15 protein-coding genes and 1 tRNA gene are annotated in these 17,261 nt (G+C 46.5%); 6 read left to right on the forward strand and 10 right to left on the reverse strand.

Annotation, left to right across the window (positions count from 1 at the left end; genetic code table 11):
• Positions 1-120 precede the first annotated feature (120 nt).
• Positions 121-537 carry a DNA-directed RNA polymerase subunit alpha C-terminal domain-containing protein gene (locus WC773_01990; protein ID MFA6082169.1) on the reverse strand — a complete coding sequence of 139 codons (417 nt, stop codon included), beginning with the start codon at positions 535-537 and terminating at the stop codon, positions 121-123.
• A 209-nt stretch (positions 538-746) separates the two neighbouring features.
• Here WC773_01990 and WC773_01995 point away from each other — a divergent pair, with 209 nt between their 5' ends.
• The 3 genes from WC773_01995 to WC773_02005 are packed head-to-tail and all read left to right on the forward strand — an operon-like array spanning position 747 to position 3,448.
• A complete protein-coding gene (locus WC773_01995) occupies positions 747-1,955 on the forward strand; it encodes a hypothetical protein (GenBank protein MFA6082170.1) in 1,209 nt (402 codons plus the stop codon).
• 10 nt (positions 1,956-1,965) lie between these two features.
• On the forward strand, positions 1,966-2,811 hold the full coding sequence (locus WC773_02000; protein MFA6082171.1) for a hypothetical protein: 846 nt from the start codon (positions 1,966-1,968) through the stop codon (positions 2,809-2,811).
• Positions 2,812-2,827: 16 nt separating this feature from the next.
• Positions 2,828-3,448: a GyrI-like domain-containing protein gene (locus tag WC773_02005; protein MFA6082172.1), complete on the forward strand. Its 621-nt coding sequence runs from the start codon at positions 2,828-2,830 to the stop codon at positions 3,446-3,448.
• 518 nt (positions 3,449-3,966) lie between these two features.
• On the opposite strand, the gene WC773_02010 is transcribed toward WC773_02005, so the two are convergent.
• On the reverse strand, positions 3,967-4,329 hold the full coding sequence (locus WC773_02010) for a DUF1801 domain-containing protein (GenBank protein ID MFA6082173.1): 363 nt from the start codon (positions 4,327-4,329) through the stop codon (positions 3,967-3,969).
• A 256-nt stretch (positions 4,330-4,585) separates the two neighbouring features.
• Here WC773_02010 and WC773_02015 point away from each other — a divergent pair, with 256 nt between their 5' ends.
• Positions 4,586-4,792, forward strand: coding sequence for a hypothetical protein (locus WC773_02015; GenBank protein ID MFA6082174.1), 207 nt, complete (start codon positions 4,586-4,588; stop codon positions 4,790-4,792).
• A 423-nt stretch (positions 4,793-5,215) separates the two neighbouring features.
• Here WC773_02015 and WC773_02020 read toward each other — a convergent pair.
• Both WC773_02020 and WC773_02025 read right to left on the reverse strand, forming a co-directional pair.
• Positions 5,216-5,290 (reverse strand) — tRNA-Asn (locus tag WC773_02020).
• Between the two features lie 70 nt (positions 5,291-5,360).
• Positions 5,361-5,819 carry an SRPBCC family protein gene (locus tag WC773_02025; GenBank protein ID MFA6082175.1) on the reverse strand — a complete coding sequence of 153 codons (459 nt, stop codon included), beginning with the start codon at positions 5,817-5,819 and terminating at the stop codon, positions 5,361-5,363.
• A gap of 738 nt (positions 5,820-6,557) precedes the next feature.
• Here WC773_02025 and WC773_02030 point away from each other — a divergent pair.
• A complete protein-coding gene (locus WC773_02030; protein MFA6082176.1) occupies positions 6,558-6,968 on the forward strand; it encodes a hypothetical protein in 411 nt (136 codons plus the stop codon).
• 138 nt (positions 6,969-7,106) lie between these two features.
• A complete protein-coding gene (locus tag WC773_02035; GenBank protein ID MFA6082177.1) occupies positions 7,107-7,442 on the forward strand; it encodes a cupin domain-containing protein in 336 nt (111 codons plus the stop codon).
• Between the two features lie 63 nt (positions 7,443-7,505).
• Here WC773_02035 and WC773_02040 read toward each other — a convergent pair whose 3' ends face one another.
• From WC773_02040 to WC773_02065, 6 genes are all read right to left on the reverse strand, one after another.
• Entirely contained in the window at positions 7,506-9,065 is a 1,560-nt protein-coding gene (locus tag WC773_02040; protein ID MFA6082178.1) for a hypothetical protein, read from the reverse strand.
• A 561-nt stretch (positions 9,066-9,626) separates the two neighbouring features.
• Entirely contained in the window at positions 9,627-9,890 is a 264-nt protein-coding gene (locus tag WC773_02045; protein MFA6082179.1) for a hypothetical protein, read from the reverse strand.
• Between the two features lie 1,021 nt (positions 9,891-10,911).
• Positions 10,912-12,042, reverse strand: a complete 1,131-nt coding sequence (gene rpoD / locus WC773_02050) for an RNA polymerase sigma factor RpoD (GenBank protein MFA6082180.1) — start codon at positions 12,040-12,042, stop codon at positions 10,912-10,914.
• A gap of 105 nt (positions 12,043-12,147) precedes the next feature.
• Positions 12,148-13,884 carry a DNA primase gene (gene dnaG, locus WC773_02055; protein ID MFA6082181.1) on the reverse strand — a complete coding sequence of 579 codons (1,737 nt, stop codon included), beginning with the start codon at positions 13,882-13,884 and terminating at the stop codon, positions 12,148-12,150.
• A gap of 172 nt (positions 13,885-14,056) precedes the next feature.
• Entirely contained in the window at positions 14,057-16,279 is a 2,223-nt protein-coding gene (locus WC773_02060; protein ID MFA6082182.1) for a hypothetical protein, read from the reverse strand.
• Between the two features lie 216 nt (positions 16,280-16,495).
• Entirely contained in the window at positions 16,496-17,152 is a 657-nt protein-coding gene (locus WC773_02065; GenBank protein ID MFA6082183.1) for an NAD(P)-dependent oxidoreductase, read from the reverse strand.
• Between the last annotated feature and the right edge of the window lie 109 nt (positions 17,153-17,261).

Consider the following 17,261-nt stretch of genomic DNA (forward strand, 5'->3'; position numbering starts at 1 on the left):
TGCTGCGCCAACGTAATGCGCTGATTATATCATTATCGTTATGTATCGTCAATATTTGTTTTATTTACAAATAATTAGGGCGGGCACGGCATTCGCCACACCCGCCCACTTGCGGGAAGACTACCAGAAATCCTTTGGCAACACATCGGCTTCGGCCAACTTAACGCCGAGAATCTCCAACTTCTGCAGAACCTCGTAGTAGCCTTTTTTCCCGAAGTTGCGAACAGATGCCAGCTCGGACGGAGTCAACTCAACCAAGTCAGCAACGGTTAATATGTTAGCCCTCGCGAGTGACTTAAAAGGCCTGACCGAGAGACCAAGATCCCCAATCCATATATGGAGAATCGCTTGAGGAGTCTGAGCATCCGTGTCAGCGGCACCGCCCGCTAGAAATCGCTCCAGATCCCTTCCCTTCAGCTTTTCCTTGAAAAGGCTGACCAGCCGAAGGTTCTGCACCCTCAGCCGGCGATTCTCCTCTAGAACAGCTTGGCACTGCTCAAAGGAGACCAGCCCCTCCGAAGACTCTGTATCCACCATCGTCTAACCCTCCTTAGGGGGTATATTGTCGTGTACAAATCCAATACACAAATTCTAACATTATTTTTATTCATTGTCAATGTTTTTTGACAAATATATTTTTCAGCTATAATTAATTTATGGATCAGTTAGTTGGTTGATCGGTTACTTTGATTATCACCCACAATATCCCATCATAAATATGAATAGATTTTTTATTATCGGGAGGAATGATGAGGAACGTAAAAACAAAAGGAATTTTACCAATCTTTATCGCGCTCATTGTGGTTGGGGCGCTTGGGCTAAGCGCCGCCGGGTATGAGGGCGTTACTTACTACCAATCCAAAAAACTGGTTGAAGCAGGTGATAAATTAATGAATGATGGGCTGTATGCCGAAGCGCTGGCAAAATATGAAATGGCGGGCAATAAATTTAAACCGGGCAAAAGCAAAATTGACTCCAAAATTTCAAATGCTCGTGAACTGTTGACTCAAGATGATACATATAAGCAAGGCACAGCCAGTTATAACAAGCAGGAGTGGCAAAAATGTTTAGATTATTTCAAGCTTGTAACCGATAAATATCCGCAATACAAGGCGGCTCAGGTACGTTATTCCGAATGTCAGAAAAAACTGGCAGATGCGCAAACCGCAGCCGCAAGCTCGACAGCACAGCCCAGCCCAACTCCAACATCAACTCCTTCAACTACAAGAAAACGAAGTACCAGTAGTCCTTCAGCCAGTTCTAGCTCATCCTCCGGAGAATCTACTACTTCATCAAATAACAACTCTTCCAGTTCATCCAGCTCATCAAATGAAGTAGCTTCCAGTTCCCCAAGTAGCCAAACCCAAACAAGACCGGTCTTATATCTACCTTACTCCGGAACCAGCCCGGACAGACTATCTCCAATGGGCGAAACGGTTTTTCACCCCAAACCACAAAATCCTACCGGACATCATGGCATTGATTTTATCTGGTTAGATACTCCGGGAAATGTTGGCATTATCGCCTCAATGGACGGGGTGGTTACGGCCATAAACGCCAACACATCCCATGCTGGCGCGTGGGATGTGCTAACCAGGAGCGGAACATATGGCGTTGATTATACCGAAATGGGTAGCATAAGAAGCGGACTAAAGGTTGGTGATTCAGTTAAGGTTGGTGATTCAGTTGGTTATGCATACCACGATGCAAACAACGTTGACCAGCCAAATTACAAAATGATCCACTGGCAATTCGGCAACCAATCAGAAGACCCGGCAAACCATCCCGGCGTCACAACTTGCCTTTGTCCTTTATCATATTTTGCTAGCAGCGCCTTATCAGCAATTAACACTCTTTGGGCAAACAGCGACTGGAGCGGGACCGAAGTAAATGGTGAACCGGTGGATTTGAAGGCAAACTCTCCATATATCTGTAGCGGTAGTTACGCGCAATAATGATTTTACGATGGATAAAACGCTGGAGGAAAATACGAACGATCAAAATCAAAACAAAAAACCGATTTGGCGATATCTTAGATGGGTTTTACTAGCTTTTGCAATACTGGTCGTTGGCGTTTTGATTTTTCTGTATTGCTACTATTACATCTGGATGAAAATGAGTACTACTATGGTTACTAACGCCGAAAACGCGCTTGCCAACGGCATTAGTATAAATGATGAGCGAGACGATTTTGTGATAATGAGCTCGAACAAAGAAGAACTAAACGCCGAAGACAATCCTTCACCGTATCGGCTGGATTATTTTGACATAAAATCGGTATCGGTAGGTGCAGATGATCAATATCTTTATATCAAGACGACATTTTTTGGTACAATTCCAAAAACCAGCCAAAAAGTAAACGGTGATAATATTGTCGCCATTGCAGCCAAAGCCGAGATTACCGACGACCAGGGTAAGGAATATCTAGGCATGGCAGCAGATTTTGGTTACGTTGCGATTATTGGCATTCCGGCGTTAAACACCTACTATTCTTACGGCGCCACCGGCATTGAATGGCCAGAGAATGCGCGCTACACCCATCAAGACAGAGACAGTAAGGTCTATGGGGGAGGTGGCACTGATTATATTATGGGAGCATACCCGCTTAACAAAATGGGCCTAGAAATGGGGCAAACAATCAACATTCGCTTCCCAATGGAAGTCAGAAGCCATAAATTTACCCACGCAGCCGTGGATGTGCTAGCCGGATCAGGTAAATCACCGGGAATAGTAACGTGGAAATTAGGCTCGAATCAGTACACCATCAATAATAATACTGATAACTCAGCTCAATCTAACGACAAAAAATGATGAGTTAAGGAGAGAAATGAACAAAATTGATCTAAAAAAGAATTTGAAGGATTTATACAATCCTAAAACCAACGTAATTGCCGAAGTTTTGGTGCCAAAAATGAACTTTTTAATGGTAGATGGTAAGGGTGATCCAAATACATCAAAGGAATTTGTAAATGCCATAGAAGCGTTGTACCCGGTGGCATATACGATAAAATTTGATATCAAAAAAAATCTAGGCAAAGATTATGGGGTAATGCCACTTGAAGGGCTGTGGTGGTCAAGTGATCTGAGTGATTTTGCCACCGGTAAAAAAGATAACTGGTTCTGGACGTTAATGATAATGCAACCCGAATTTGTAACCAAAGACCTGTTTGAAAAAGCGCTAGAGAGCGTAAAAGCCAAAAAGCACCCAGCATTCATTGATAAAGTGCGCTTTGAATCGTTTGAAGAGGGCAAATCGGCACAGCTGATGCACATTGGCCCGTTTGCCGCCGAAGGGCCAAATATCCAAAAAATCCACGACTATATAAAAGAAGCAGGTGGAAAGTTTGATGGCATGAAGCAGAAACATCATGAAATCTACCTGTCGGATATGCGTAAAACCGCACCAGACAAGCTCAAAACCATCCTCCGCCAAGCTTTTGTGAAATAGTTTAGGGGACAGATCCTGATTTTAGCCATTCGGGATCCAATGCAAATACTGGTATAATACGATTATGTTAAGCAAATTTGCGTCAAAATTTACTTGGTCGTCGCTGATATTGTCAGTCTATTGGGTTTTGTTGTCGGTCATTATGGATGATCGCGCACAAAATATTTATCAGAACATACCAACAAGTCCGCCGATATTAAAATACGCAATTGATGCAATATTATTATTATTTCTCATCGCAATCCCCATTATCTTTGTATATACAATGATTGTTTATATCAAAATTGCGATGCAAGCTAATTCTTTAATAAAGCAAATCCCAACCACAATAAATGAAAAGGGGGTCACTGTAGCTCTCCCTCTTATCTTCGATTTAATATTCCTTCTGCTACCACTTTATTTACTTTCACATCGGTGATAATTGAGTGCTACTCGGTTTAATGAAAGTGCCGCGCCGGACAAGCTCAAAACCATCCTCCGCCAAGCTTTTGTGAAATAGCGGTAATTATCTTCTCTTATTATTTGACCAAGTTGTAGTCCACAGCAGCTCGGACTAGCTCTTTTAGCTCGGATTCTTTGATTTTATCACCTTCAAAATAGTCAATCGTGCGCCACTTATTTCCATCAAGACCGTTGTTAAAAAGATGGTGTGGGTCAGGAAGATGGGCGCCTTGGTGAAATGTCATTTTAACTTTATCCTTGAACGCGTTGGCAATGCAGACTATGCCACGTTTAGACCAAACCGGCGTGCCCATCCACTTCCATTCTTCAATTATTTCGGGATCCGCTCCTAATATAATTCTACGAATATTTGCAAGAGTTTCCCCGCGCCACCCGTCGGTTTCTGATATCAGATTATCAATTTGTTCTTTTGGTGTCATTTTCTCTCCAGTTAGATGGAGACGTAATTAGTTACAAATATAACAAGACCATTTGCACTACACGGGAAAACCACATATAATTTAACCAATTCGGAATATACTCCTGTCCTGCTCTTGGGGTACATTAAAAGGAGTCCGATTACAAAAATCAAGAGCCCTAAGCTATCTCTTATTCGCTCCAACTCCGCCAGCTGGCGGATGGCGGACGGATCGGTCGAATTGATAGTCGTCAAAAATCAATGTTTTGGAGAATAAAATGGACAAAACAGAATCGCAAAAATTTGCGCGAGACGTCGAAGAAAATGTGCTGAAAAGCGTTCAGGAAGATAAATTTCCGTTGTGGCGCAGATCGCACTGGGATGAATGGGGCTCACCGGTTGGTTTAGGCCTAAGCTGGGCGCTGTTTATTATCCCGTTAGGATTGTTCCTGTACTTTCTGCACTTGGCCGGACTGATTAAATAAGTCCCGGGCGAGTCAACTAAAAAATCAGCTGCAACAGGCTGATTTTTTAGAAAAATAAAATAATAAGTTATTTTTGAAAAAGTTTAGGCGCTTCGCGGTGAATTGCGAAACGCCTTAGGCTGTACCGCTGTGTTCACTAACCCTCGTTAGTTTCAGTACCTTTGGCAGGAATCCACTCGCCGTTGGTATCGATACGGCACGGAAGAATCACAACAGGCGGCACCGGCAAACGCCCCGCGGAGTCAGCTGAAGACGACGCCCCTCCAACACCAAGCAGGTGTCTGCGAGATTCTTCACATTGGGCCAAATACCTCACATTGTACATGATCCCGTTTCCCCCTATATTACCACTTTAGCAAAATTCACTTTGATTGCCCATAAATTAAAAAGCCAGCTATTGTGGCTTTTCTCAAAACTTATTATTGGCTCCCCGGGTCAGATTCGAACTGACGACCAACTCGTTAACAGCGAGCTGCGCTACCGCTGCGCTACCGGGGAATAAATGATTTTCTATCCACATAATAGCATTTTTGCCGCTATCTCGCAACATGCCAGACGTGACTATCAATCAGCTGCAGCCCAGTATGATTTTGATTTTATTTATATACACTCGCTCCCAATACCACATAGAAAACCAACCAAATAATGGCTTTGCGAAAATACGCAAAATGATATTGGCTTTTGAAAGATCATAATTATAAGAATAATTAATTCTGGTGCCGTTTTCGACATCTTCCATTAAAAACTCTTCGTGCCCGGTGGCTTTGAATACAGGGTTAATGTTGTCCGAGATATATCCTTTTCCCGGAACAAGTGTTGTTTTCATAGTTACCGAAATTGGAGGAGTACCAAAAGATTTTGCTTCTGCGTGAATAAGTAAGTTGTTGCCATCTTTGCTGACAATTTTCACCGAATGTGCAACCTGCGGAAAATTCTTTGGCAAATTTTCAAAATCAGTCACTATTTTATAAATAGATTCTCTGGGAGCTTTTATTATCCAACTGTTTTTGAGGTGAATTTTTGTCATTTGTTTTTATTATAATTTAAAATTAACCAGGTTGTAATGCCACGGAAAACTATCAAAAACGAACTCGGATAAAATATCAAACGTATATTCGTACAAAAAATTTGTTTTTATTGACATATTTGAACAATACGCTATAATATTATCTATCACAGCTCTTCACGGGAGTTTTCCATGATGGTCATGAAGCAGGTGCCTGAGGACAGGCAGCGGGTCCAATATTGGAGCCGGTCACTTCTTGTCCTTGGGTCGTATGTGCTGATAGGGTGGGCGTGGAGTTGGTGGGTTGCCATTGCAGCGCTGCTCATCATGTCAGTTGCGGTGGAAGGGCAGCTCAAGAATGTGAATGGCGTGGCGGTTCGGCGAACAATGGCTGAGATGATGGCGTCAAGAAGCCGATATGTCGGTGGCCTGATCGTGGCTCTCGTCGCAGGCGTTGCTTCGATAGCCACTGGGCACATCGCGATTGGGGCTCTGTGGCTCATCATCGTCGCCTGCGCCCACTTTCCCGTACCATGCTTTCGCACGTGATGCCAACTAGGGCGTTTCCGCAGAACATCGCGGAGGCGCCCTAACTTTTTATTTTGAATTTGACGAAATTCACTATTGACTATTACGCAACAGTATGATATAATACTGTTGTTTTGTAATTTAATAACATATTTATAAGCACAGCGTTGTGTATATCCGTTTGGGTGTGCAGATCGCTGTGTTTATCTACATGGTAAATAGGAGGAAACCATGGCACGCAGACCAACTCTCGACGAGTTGCGCCAGTTGGCAACTTGGGGGGACATCAGCCACGTGGTTGACCGCTGGTATCGCGGACACCAAGTACCTCCCGAAGTGATGGAGGCGGTGCAGGTGGGGTACTACGCGATGGCGCGGAACTGGCTCAAGTCGATGCTGCCGGCAAAGATGTATCGTCGCATCACACCGGGCGAACAATACCCGGCCTACCAGTCAGTCGAGACCCGGAACGGACGAGTCCAGATCGGGTCGTACTCGCTGGGACAGCGGCTGACCGCAGCGCGGCGCTGGGCCACCAAGGCCAAGTTGCCGCTGGAAAAGATCGCGGCAGATTACGGCCTGACTCACTTGCTCGCGGTAACACCCGAGCCTGAGCCAGATCCGATCCCGCGCGGCTCATAGCATTCCATCGCAGGGCGTTTCCGCAGAACATCGCGGAGGCGCCCTAACTTTTATCTGATTAAAAAAATAAGACCATCAACGGTCTTTTTTTAGTAACTACCTTATGTCATAAAACTATCACAAAAATAAAGGAGGAATATGGCGAATATCGTCAATAAATCATTCACAGAGTCAAACGAAAATGTGACACCGGAAAAAACCAGGGTTGAAACGGCAACGTTAATTGATCACGAATTTCAACGCGTTACCGCTGAACCAGGTTGGCAATGGTCAAAACATTCAAAACCGGTGGTTGGCGGCAAAAGCTGCCAAAAACATCATTTGCTCTATATTATTTCAGGTAGAATTGCATCAAGAATGTCCGATGGAGATGAGGTAGAGTTTGGCCCGGGTGAAATTGGGATTATCCCTCCCGGCCATGATGGCTGGACAGTTGGAGACGAACCGGCAGTCTGGCTCGAAATCCCCCACTAATTATTAAAAGAATAGGCCCCGACGCATTGCGCGCCGGGGCCTTTGGGCTGGGTATGGGCTGGATTAGCTGGCGGACTTCTGCTCCACCTCGGTCAACGCGATCACCTGTAGCAGCCGCCCGAGGAGCAACTCCATCTTGGGATCGTTCGGAGCCTTTCGAGTCTCCGACGCGATCTTGAGCAGATCAGTGGTGGCCAACTTAAGTGCTTCCAAGTCGCCGGCGTTTGATGCCTGGGCCACCTTGTCAACACCCGCGAGCCTGTCCTGTTCAATCTGCGCATACTCGGCAACTGCCTCGCCATAGACGCGGGCATAGCCGAGCGTACACAGCATTCGCGACAGCCCCTCGCCAGCGGTGATCGGATGCTGCCCGAGCAGCGCCAGCACATTCACGGGCTCAGAAACCGGGGTCGGTTCGGGCTCAACCGGTGCCGGTGTGTCCGGCATCGGTTCGGGCTGCGGCGGCAGGTCGGGCTGGGTCTTCGTGGTTAGCGCCGCAATCTCTGCCTTTGCCTTTTCCGACAGTCGGCAGTGATACCGAATGTGGGACAACGCCTCGGTCTTCTCCAGCAGTCCGTTCTGGATCGCAACCCGAAGGAAACTGCCGGTAGCTCCATCCGACAGTCCAAGCTGTCCGGAAACAACCTTCCCGGCGTCGCCCGCTTGGGTACCGTCCGCGTGAGTAGCCTTCTTCGCGATCTCTTCGAGAACGAGCAGCATCCAGCCGTACTCGTCGGTGCCCTGGACGAAGTACTTGCTGACGATGCCCTTGTTCGGCCTTGCCGGGGTAGGCGATGCGGGTAACTCGGGAACTGCCGGTGGCGGGACTAACACCTTCCCTTCATCGGTCAGCTTGTAGCCGATGACCGCTGGTGGCATCCCCTCAGCCACGGCTTCAAGCAGCTTGGCATCCGCCAACATCGACAGCGCCGTCTCGGCATCGAGATACGACAAGGACTGGAACTCAGTCCGAACCCCCTCTGTGCAGGCCTGGGTCGCAAGAAATGCCCCGTTGCTGCACATACTCGAGATGTACCCCAGAATCCGAACCACGTGGCCATCGGTGGAGTCGATCAGCCCGTGGAACCACACCCTGTCGAACTCCGCCTTAGCATTCCTCCTCACTTCCTCATCCTCCTTGGCAGCAAGTAGCTGCCTGACAGCTTCACGCCTTTCGACGATCATCTCCTCGTGGTGACTGGCGCGCTTCTGGTCTTCGGCCAGAAACATCTCGTTGGCGCACTCACACGCCATGAGCAGAACGCGGTCAATGTGATTCTTGTCCAATGCGCAGCAGCTGGCCGGGAAATCGACCCACCACTGCATGCACGTGTCTGTGCCTCCAGGCTGGAACATCAACTTGAACCGCTTGTTCTTATCGAGCCCCTTACCGACAATCTTCACTCCTCGATCTGCCCTAGACCCCTGCTTCTTCCTGCAGAAACTGGCGTCGATCGTCAGATCGGCATCACCAAACGGGTCTGCGCAAACCGGTGCCACAATTGCAGCAAAGCTCTCCAGAAGTTTCTGGATTACTTGAGGCACCTGGTCTTCACCGGGCAAACCGGCGCCACGATGGCTGGAGTTACGCACAACCCGTGCGCAAATCTGTGGTACGGCCATTAGTTATCCCCCTCTCTCGGTTATTCAAGATCTTAGTGAATACTTTATATCATATTTTTATATCAAAGTCAATAGAAAACCGTGAGTGACTGTCATTCCGGTCCGCCAGCTGGCGGATGACCCAGAACCCATGCTTTCTTGGTGTCATTCCGGGCTTGATTGTTCTGCTAAGAACTAACGACTCCAGCCGCAAGGCAGTGAGGAGTATCCGGAATCTATGTAAAAGATTATTAAGGATATCTAGAGATCTCGCAATGGATTCCATTTCCCATTCTCTATCTACCATCCTCCAACAAAGAAAGACGCCCGGCGGTCTCGCCGCAAGGCGTCTAGTTATGACGACGATGGTTCGTCATCACTTAGTTCCGTAGATCCCCGGAAACGGGGTCATAACACGGTCCTGGGGGCGGTTCAGCCTCATGATGCGTACGTCCGCCGATTCTGCCCGACCAATCGCCTGACGTCTCTCCTCATCGGTATTTGCGGCCTCTAGATCGGCTATCAGCTTCCCACCCGCCTCCGTCCCGTAGGCGCCAATAGTCCACCGTTTTTGCTCCTCAGTCATGCCACTACCTCCTTTTCGAGATTCATGTCATCCCGCTCCAGACGTTTCCGGACAAAGCCCCGGATGCTGCGCGGTCCGTAGTACCCTCGGTCATCCTCGTCCTTGACGAATGGACAGACAAACAGTTCGTCCATCGTCGACGGACAGGTAACCAACTCAAACTCTAGCCCCGGGACTTTCTTCATTTCGCTCATCGCCTCGTCGTTATCCGCTCCATCAGTTATGACAAAGAGCGAAACCCCTAGTTTTTGGTCGCTCATTGCTGCATTACCTCCCATTCGGTGATCGACTAGTCCAACGAGTCAAACCGAGCATCCTCCCACGACATCCGACGAGCCTCGGCCAGCAAGTCTAGCTGCCGGTCAATCCTTGCACCCAACTCGTCCCTCGCGGCCACGATACGTTTCGTCGGACGCGGAAGTAGAACCGGCCCGCCACCTTGAACCAGCCGGTCCAGGAAAATGCGGGTTGATGATGGCTTTGTCTTCATTACGTCTCTCCCAATGAACCGAGATATTATCAATGTTATGTGAAGGTTCAGCTTTGTTATCAGCTTTAGATTACAGCGACATTTGCCTTGACGCAATAGTCTCTTTGTCATTCCCGTGAAGACGGGAATCCAGACTATGAAAATATTTTCCACATAGATTCCGGATCAAGTCCGGAATGACATGGCCGAGTGATTGACATTTTAGAATTGTAGAGTATAATTTGGACTAGTCGCTACATTCTTCACTGAGGGAGGTGAGACAGGGATGTTGTATGTCTGGATTGGAGACATCGCTCCAGACGTTGATAGCGAATACGTCCGCCGACTGGAGCTGGAAGTGGAGACGACAATCGGTCATGCCGTTCACCCCAGACCAGTCAAGTGTTGGGCAGCAAGGGCATTTCGCTGCTCCGATGAGCCACAGCAGACACCTTCGGTCATGACGATCCATGTCATCTCGGCAGGACCGATCCCGGCAACAGACGTGGATCGACTCCAGCAGCTACTTCATGAGATCGCGCTCAGGTTCATCACGGATTGCAATTCAGGACAACATGGGTTAGCAGTTATGGTAGTAGGCTACTCCCGCGACCCGCTGTCCTACCAGTACCTAACGACTGACGACACGCCCTGATCAGCTCAAAACCGCCTACTGCAACCCCGCAGCGGGCGGTGATTTTTTTGTACGACAAGGGTGGGCGGACACATAGGTCCGCCCCTACGTTGCTAGATTAATCATTGTGATTTCGAAATTTATTTCAAATTTCAAATTGTAAATTTCAAATTCGTTACTATCTCAAATAGTCCTTAAGACGATCGGATTGTTCGTTTTTCTTCAGTTTTTGTAGTGATTTTGCTTCAATTTGGCGAATACGTTCACGCGTTACCCCAAACTCTTGCCCTACTTCTTCCAGCGTGTGCGCTTTACCATCTTCGTTTAGCCCAAATCGCATTCGTAGAATTTTTTGCTCGCGCGCAGCTAGTGTGTCCAAAAATTCATCCACATGCCCACGCAATAGCTGGTAGATGGCTGATTCTTCCGGGCTTAGGCTTTCTTTGTCTTCCAAAAAATCGCCCAGCTTTGAGTCTTCTTCTTCACCAACCGGCGATTCCAGCGAGACCGTTTCTTGGCTAATCTTTAAAATATGCTCAACTTTATCTACTTCTAGGCCCATTTCGGCTGCAATTTCTTCCGGCAACGGTTCGCGCCCTAAATCTTGCACTAGCTGACGCTGTACCCGAATTAATTTGTTGATCGTTTCAATCATATGCACCGGGATACGGATGGTGCGAGCTTGGTCGGCGATGGCACGGGTAATGGCTTGGCGAATCCACCAAGTAGCGTAAGTGGAAAACTTGTAACCTTTTTTGTAGTCAAATTTCTCTACCGCGCGCATTAAACCGGTGTTGCCCTCTTGAATTAGATCGAGTAGCTGCAAACCACGGCCAATGTATTTTTTCGCGATTGCCACCACCAAACGCAAGTTGGCCTCGGATAACCGTTTTTTAGATAGCTCATCACCTCTAGACATTGCTTTGGCTAGCTGAACTTCTTCGGTTGGAGTTAATAGTGGGATGCGTCCGATTTCACGTAAATACATTCGCACCGAATCATCGGAAATGTCACGCAGATCGATTGAATCAAAATCGTCATCTTCTTCTAGTGATTTGATTTGTTCCGGAGAAACCAAGCGCGCCAAAATTCCACCGGCGGCGGTGTCTTTGACTTCGATGCCACGGCGATAAAAATAATCGAATAGTGCGTCTAGCTGCGGAATATCATCTTCAATGTTCGGAAATGCTTGTAACATTTCTTGAGTTGTCACAAAGCCATGAGTTCGGCCTTTGCGAATTAGAGCAACCAGCTGGTCTTGAAAATCCAACGGCTCTTCGGTTTTTAATTTTACTACGCGTTTTGTCATATTTGCATTAAAGACGAATTACGAATTCAAAATTCGAAACTTTTTTAAAATTAGATGCTTCGCATCGAAATCACTCGCAGAATGCTCGCGATTATCAAATCCGTCTTACCTCTCATTACTAACTATAATATCATTTTCAATCGATTTTAGCAATGCCTGAGCTTTCTTTTTATCCCCACTCTTGAGCGCTGTGGCAATTGCCTGTGTATTTTGTTGAATTCGGCCTTCGCGTTCCCGATCACCAAACCGCGCCAACCGATCTGAAATTTCAATGATAATTGATGGCTGATCCATTTGTTCGTGACTACGCAGCTGTTCCATCATCAGCTGATTTAGGCGATTTTTCCATGCCGGCGGCAATTCCTTATATATGTCATCTACCTTTTGATTATTTTTTTTAGCTTTACTAATGGCATCGAATACTTTTTGCAGCGAACTGTTATCAAAAATTATCTCCGGCAAAACAATTAACAGATCAAAATACGCCAACATCACACCAATTAACTGCTCTTCTTGCCCATCGGGTTTAACGGCTTGAGGCTTGATAGCAGTTTCCGAGTTAGGGCGAGAAGCTTGCTGATCATTTAATAACACCGCTTCACTTACTCCCAGTTTTCCCGCTAATCGATGCAAATATTCTTCTTTCTCCAACCCGTTTTGCACCGCCGCAATTAATGGTGACAACTTGGCCACAATCGCCTTTTTACCTACTCCGGTTAAATTGGCGTTGCCACCAAAAGCTTGATTAAGGAAAAAATCAAAACAGGGCAATGCCGCATCAACCGCCCCCTTCCAGTCTGCTAAATTATGACGAATACATTCATCCGGGTCTTTACCGTACGGTATAGTGACGGCGTAAGGATTCAAATCTACCTCCCACGCCATAATGGCCGCGGAATACAACGTTTTTTGCCCCGCCGCATCTGCGTCAAAAGCAAAGTAAATTTGATTGGTGTAGCGTTTCAGTAATTTTAGATGATCGCGGGTAAGAGCGGTGCCAGAGGTGGCGATGGTGTTAGCAAACCCAAATTGGTGTGAGGTAATTACATCCATTTGTCCTTCAACTACAATCACTTTGTCTTCGGATCGGATAGTTTTACGCGCCAAGCTGATCCCATAAAGTGCTTCACTTTTACGAAACGCCGGCGATTCCGAGGTATTAAGGTACTTTGCCACGTCATTTTGATCCTGCAGAATACGGCCGGTAAAACCAATTATTTGACCACTGGCATCGTCTATCGGGAACATAATGCGACCACGAAAGCGATCGTAAAAGTTGTTTGAACCGGTTTTTTTGACGCTCAAGCCGGATTTGACCGCCCACTCTAAATCAATCCCTTTTTTAGTCAGCATTGCTTCAATATTATGCCAACCGTCCGGGGCATAGCCAATCTTAAAAGCTTCAATCATTTCTGTTGATATGCCACGTTTTTCCAAATACTGACGCGCCAAATTAGCCACGGGCGATTTTAATAAAATTTGATGATAAAAATTCGATGCAACTATTAGCACTTCCAATATCTTACTTTTTTCAGAGCGTTCTTGATTTTCTTTATCGGACATCGGTGAAATTTCGATGCCTACACGCGCCGCCAGTTTAGACAAAGCTTCTACAAACGATAATCCATCGATTTTTTGTACAAACGAAATAACATCTCCACCCTCATTACAACCGAAACAGTGCCAAGATTGACGCTCGGCGCTTACCGAAAATGACGGTGTTTTTTCACTATGAAACGGGCATAAACCTTTGTAGGTTATACCACTTTTTTTAAGCGTTAGATATTCGCCAATAATTTCGACAATATCTAGCTTAGATTTAATCTCATCTACATCGGCCATAGCAACCTTGTTTTGTGCCTAAAGCATAGCACAAAACAAATAAATTCTAAATTCTAAGCACCAAATTCTAAAAATGTCATTCCGGATTTAATCCGGAATCTATATAAAAAATCTTTTATAGTCTGGATCCCGGGTCGAGCCCGGGATGACAGCTCGGGATACTAATCTCAATTTACAAGCTATTATGCTTGTGTAATATGGCGGTAATAAACAGTTTAATTGCTTGGCGGCGCCAAATTGATACTCCGGCAAGAATCAGCAGAATTGTGCCAGACCCAGCTCCAACCGCCAATTTCATATCATCATTCTTTTTCTGTTCGTCGGTTGATGTTTCTAGCACCGGTGGAGATATTTTTGGCGTCGGAGTAGCGGTGGGAGCAACGGCGATATACGTTAATTTAAGCGTAGCGATAGTTTTACTATCCACCTGAACCGTAGCGGTGCGATCTCCCACTTCTGTTGATGAGATTTCGGTAAACCACTCCGGACCAACCATCACGGTTTTGCCAACCGTAGTCTGACCACCACCCATCAAAATTGCCGGCGTACGATCGGTTAAGAACTTGTCGCTGGCATCTTTTATGCCCACCACAATACGATAAACCGATGTCCCATCGGCGGGAATGTTCGTTCCATCTAACCTGACGTATGTTTTTGTTTGGTCAAATGGCGTTTTCGGCACCGCGGTTGCGGTAGATTTTTTCTTGGTTGAGGTAGAAGTAGATGTAGATGTAGAAGTGCTGCTTGCCCCTTGGCTGGTTGACGCGGCGGGAGTATCGGTACAACTTACCCCGGCAGCGTACGCTGGCGACTCACCAAAAGTTCTGGACGCGCCGCATAGTGTAGCGGTATCGCTTCCCGATGCCTTCCAGTAAGCAATGGTCGAACTATATTGATATGCGTACAGGTCTGAGCTACCGGTAATTGCAATTAATTCATCCACCGTACCATTGGCGCTGGCCGATCCACCCTGACGGTCGATTACAAATGAGTTGAACGAGATAGGAAAATCAATATTACCATTCCCGCCCCAGCTAACCCATGCCGTGTCGGTACCAATACTAAACTGCTTGTAACTCCAACCCGAAGCAATACTGCCCAAATCTGTTTGAAACGTCTCACCATCTTTATCTTTAAATCTAAATTTCCATACGTTTTTAGTATCGTCACCGTTAAACCAAGCAGCCAGCGCTGTTGGAGTTCCAGCAATTGGCATATTTCGCTCCGCCACTGCGTACGCAGAATCGGCGGTAAAATTGTATGATATCTTCATACCACTACCCGTGTATCCACCGGATGACGATAGCGATGTCGAACCGTTTGAGGTGCCATCGGTTTTCCAAGCCGAGCTCACCGCGTCAAAATTATCCAATGTGGTTTTTGACTGAGGCGATAATTTAGTTCCGGTTCCCAAACCCGAAACATTAGAGATAACTTCTTTGACTTTTTCGAACGATTCTTTGTTAGAAAAACCAGATGTCAGCAAGCCGTAGCTATCGCCCTCATCATACAAACGATAAATAAACATCTTCTCTACCTTAGAAACGCTCTTTGCCATCAGCAACGTTCTGGCCAGCCAATTAGCTTGGCCACTGGTACCTTCCGCAGAAGATTGGTAGCCAATTTCAGTGATCCAGATATCTTTACCGCCACCATTTTTGTTAATGTTTCCTACCACCCGGTCTAGTTCACCCACCAAATCACCCCCGCCAAAGTTCACTTTTTCCGGATTGCCGGAGTGATAAACGTGCAAACCAATATCATCAAACGCAGCCCAGCCTCCGGCAGTTTTAATTCCATCCCAAAAATTTGTAGCCTCAATACGAGAGGTTAACCCTGAACAAATAATCTTTGCCGATGGATTTATCCCTTTGATAATCGGATTAGCTTCATTTAAATACGTGGTGTAGTCGGCAGCTGAAAGATAGTTGTCGGCTTCATTCATAATTTCCCACGCCGCAACACCACTGCCAAAATGTGAAACCACCAAATTAACGTAAGCTGTCCACGTTTCGTGTGAGGTACCGGCGCCCGGGTAGGTCAGTAACCCTAAGATTTTTAGACCAGACGCACTCGATTTAGCATAAGCGGCGTCGTAAGGGGTAAAATCCATATTGGCAGAATAGGTGTATTCGTGGCGAATCCAGCCGAAACCGGCTTCGGTTACTTTACTGTTTGCGGTTGATTTGGCAGCATCACCTTGAAGAGACGACACCGCGTCGTTTACTCCAAATTCAGAAGACAGACCGGCGGCGTGAGAAGTGGTAATTGGTGCTAGTTCGGTATAGTTGATATCGGTTAACGGCATTGCATTAAATGAAATAATTAAAGCAACCAAGGTACCTTTAATTAAGCCAACCGCAACACTTGCCCCGTATCGATGTTTCTTTGTCATAATACTATTGTAACAGAGACAATTTAAATTGTCATTCCCGCCCCGAGGCAATGCTCGGGGTAAACTTCGGCGGGAATCTGGTGCCAACCATCCCGAACTTGCTTCGGGGCAGCCTAAAACTAAGATTCTTTTCTGGATCCCCGAATAGAATGTCGGGACGCTAAGCGTTCCTTTGCCCCGCTCAGCGGGGCGGGGATGACAGCTCGTGATATTTATCTAATCTTTAATCTCAAACTTATCGCGGTGATGGATAGTGCTATCACCTTCTGAAACCAAATAAAACATCGAAAACGATGCCGGTACATTTGGCTCGTTGACGATGTCGTTAAAAGCGGTAATTAAATCGATATGCGATAAATAGATTCGATTATAGTCTTGTTCGTCTTTGCCTACCGGAGAATCATCTCTGTTAACTCCGCCTAAACGCACCGCCGTCACCTGTAAATTGTGATATCGAGCGTAATATTTTCCCAGTTCTTCAAGATAAACTTTAGTGGCACCATATAAACTGGTTGGCATGGTGTGATCGGACGCCGAAATAACTCCTTCGTGCCCACGATACTCGCGCACGTGAACCGATGATGCTAAAACAACGTGTTTAATATTGTATCGAACCGCCACCTCTAGCACGTTTAGCGCCATTACAATGTTATCCGGGTCAAATTGGCCTTCGCTGTAAATGTCGCTGTCTTTCCATGCCAAATGAACCAGACAGTCAGTGTCCTTAGGCACGCACTGCGACAGCAATTCTAAATTGGTCATATCACACTGCAAACGGGTTAGCGGAGTTACGTCGTGAAAGTTGGCTAATCCGTCAACAAGCACACTTCCAACTACTCCGGTTGCTCCGGTGATGACTATATTTTTAGACATTTAGATCTCCAATATCCTTTATAGTGTACCACATTTTGAGGATGTAGGATAGGGGGAAAGAATCAGGGCGGCGGAAATTCTTGCACCCTCGGGGAGAAATACGTTCACA

This window comes from Patescibacteria group bacterium (genome assembly GCA_041660565.1).
Lineage (GTDB): Bacteria > Patescibacteriota > UBA1384 > CAJBMM01 > CAJBMM01 > JBAZWC01.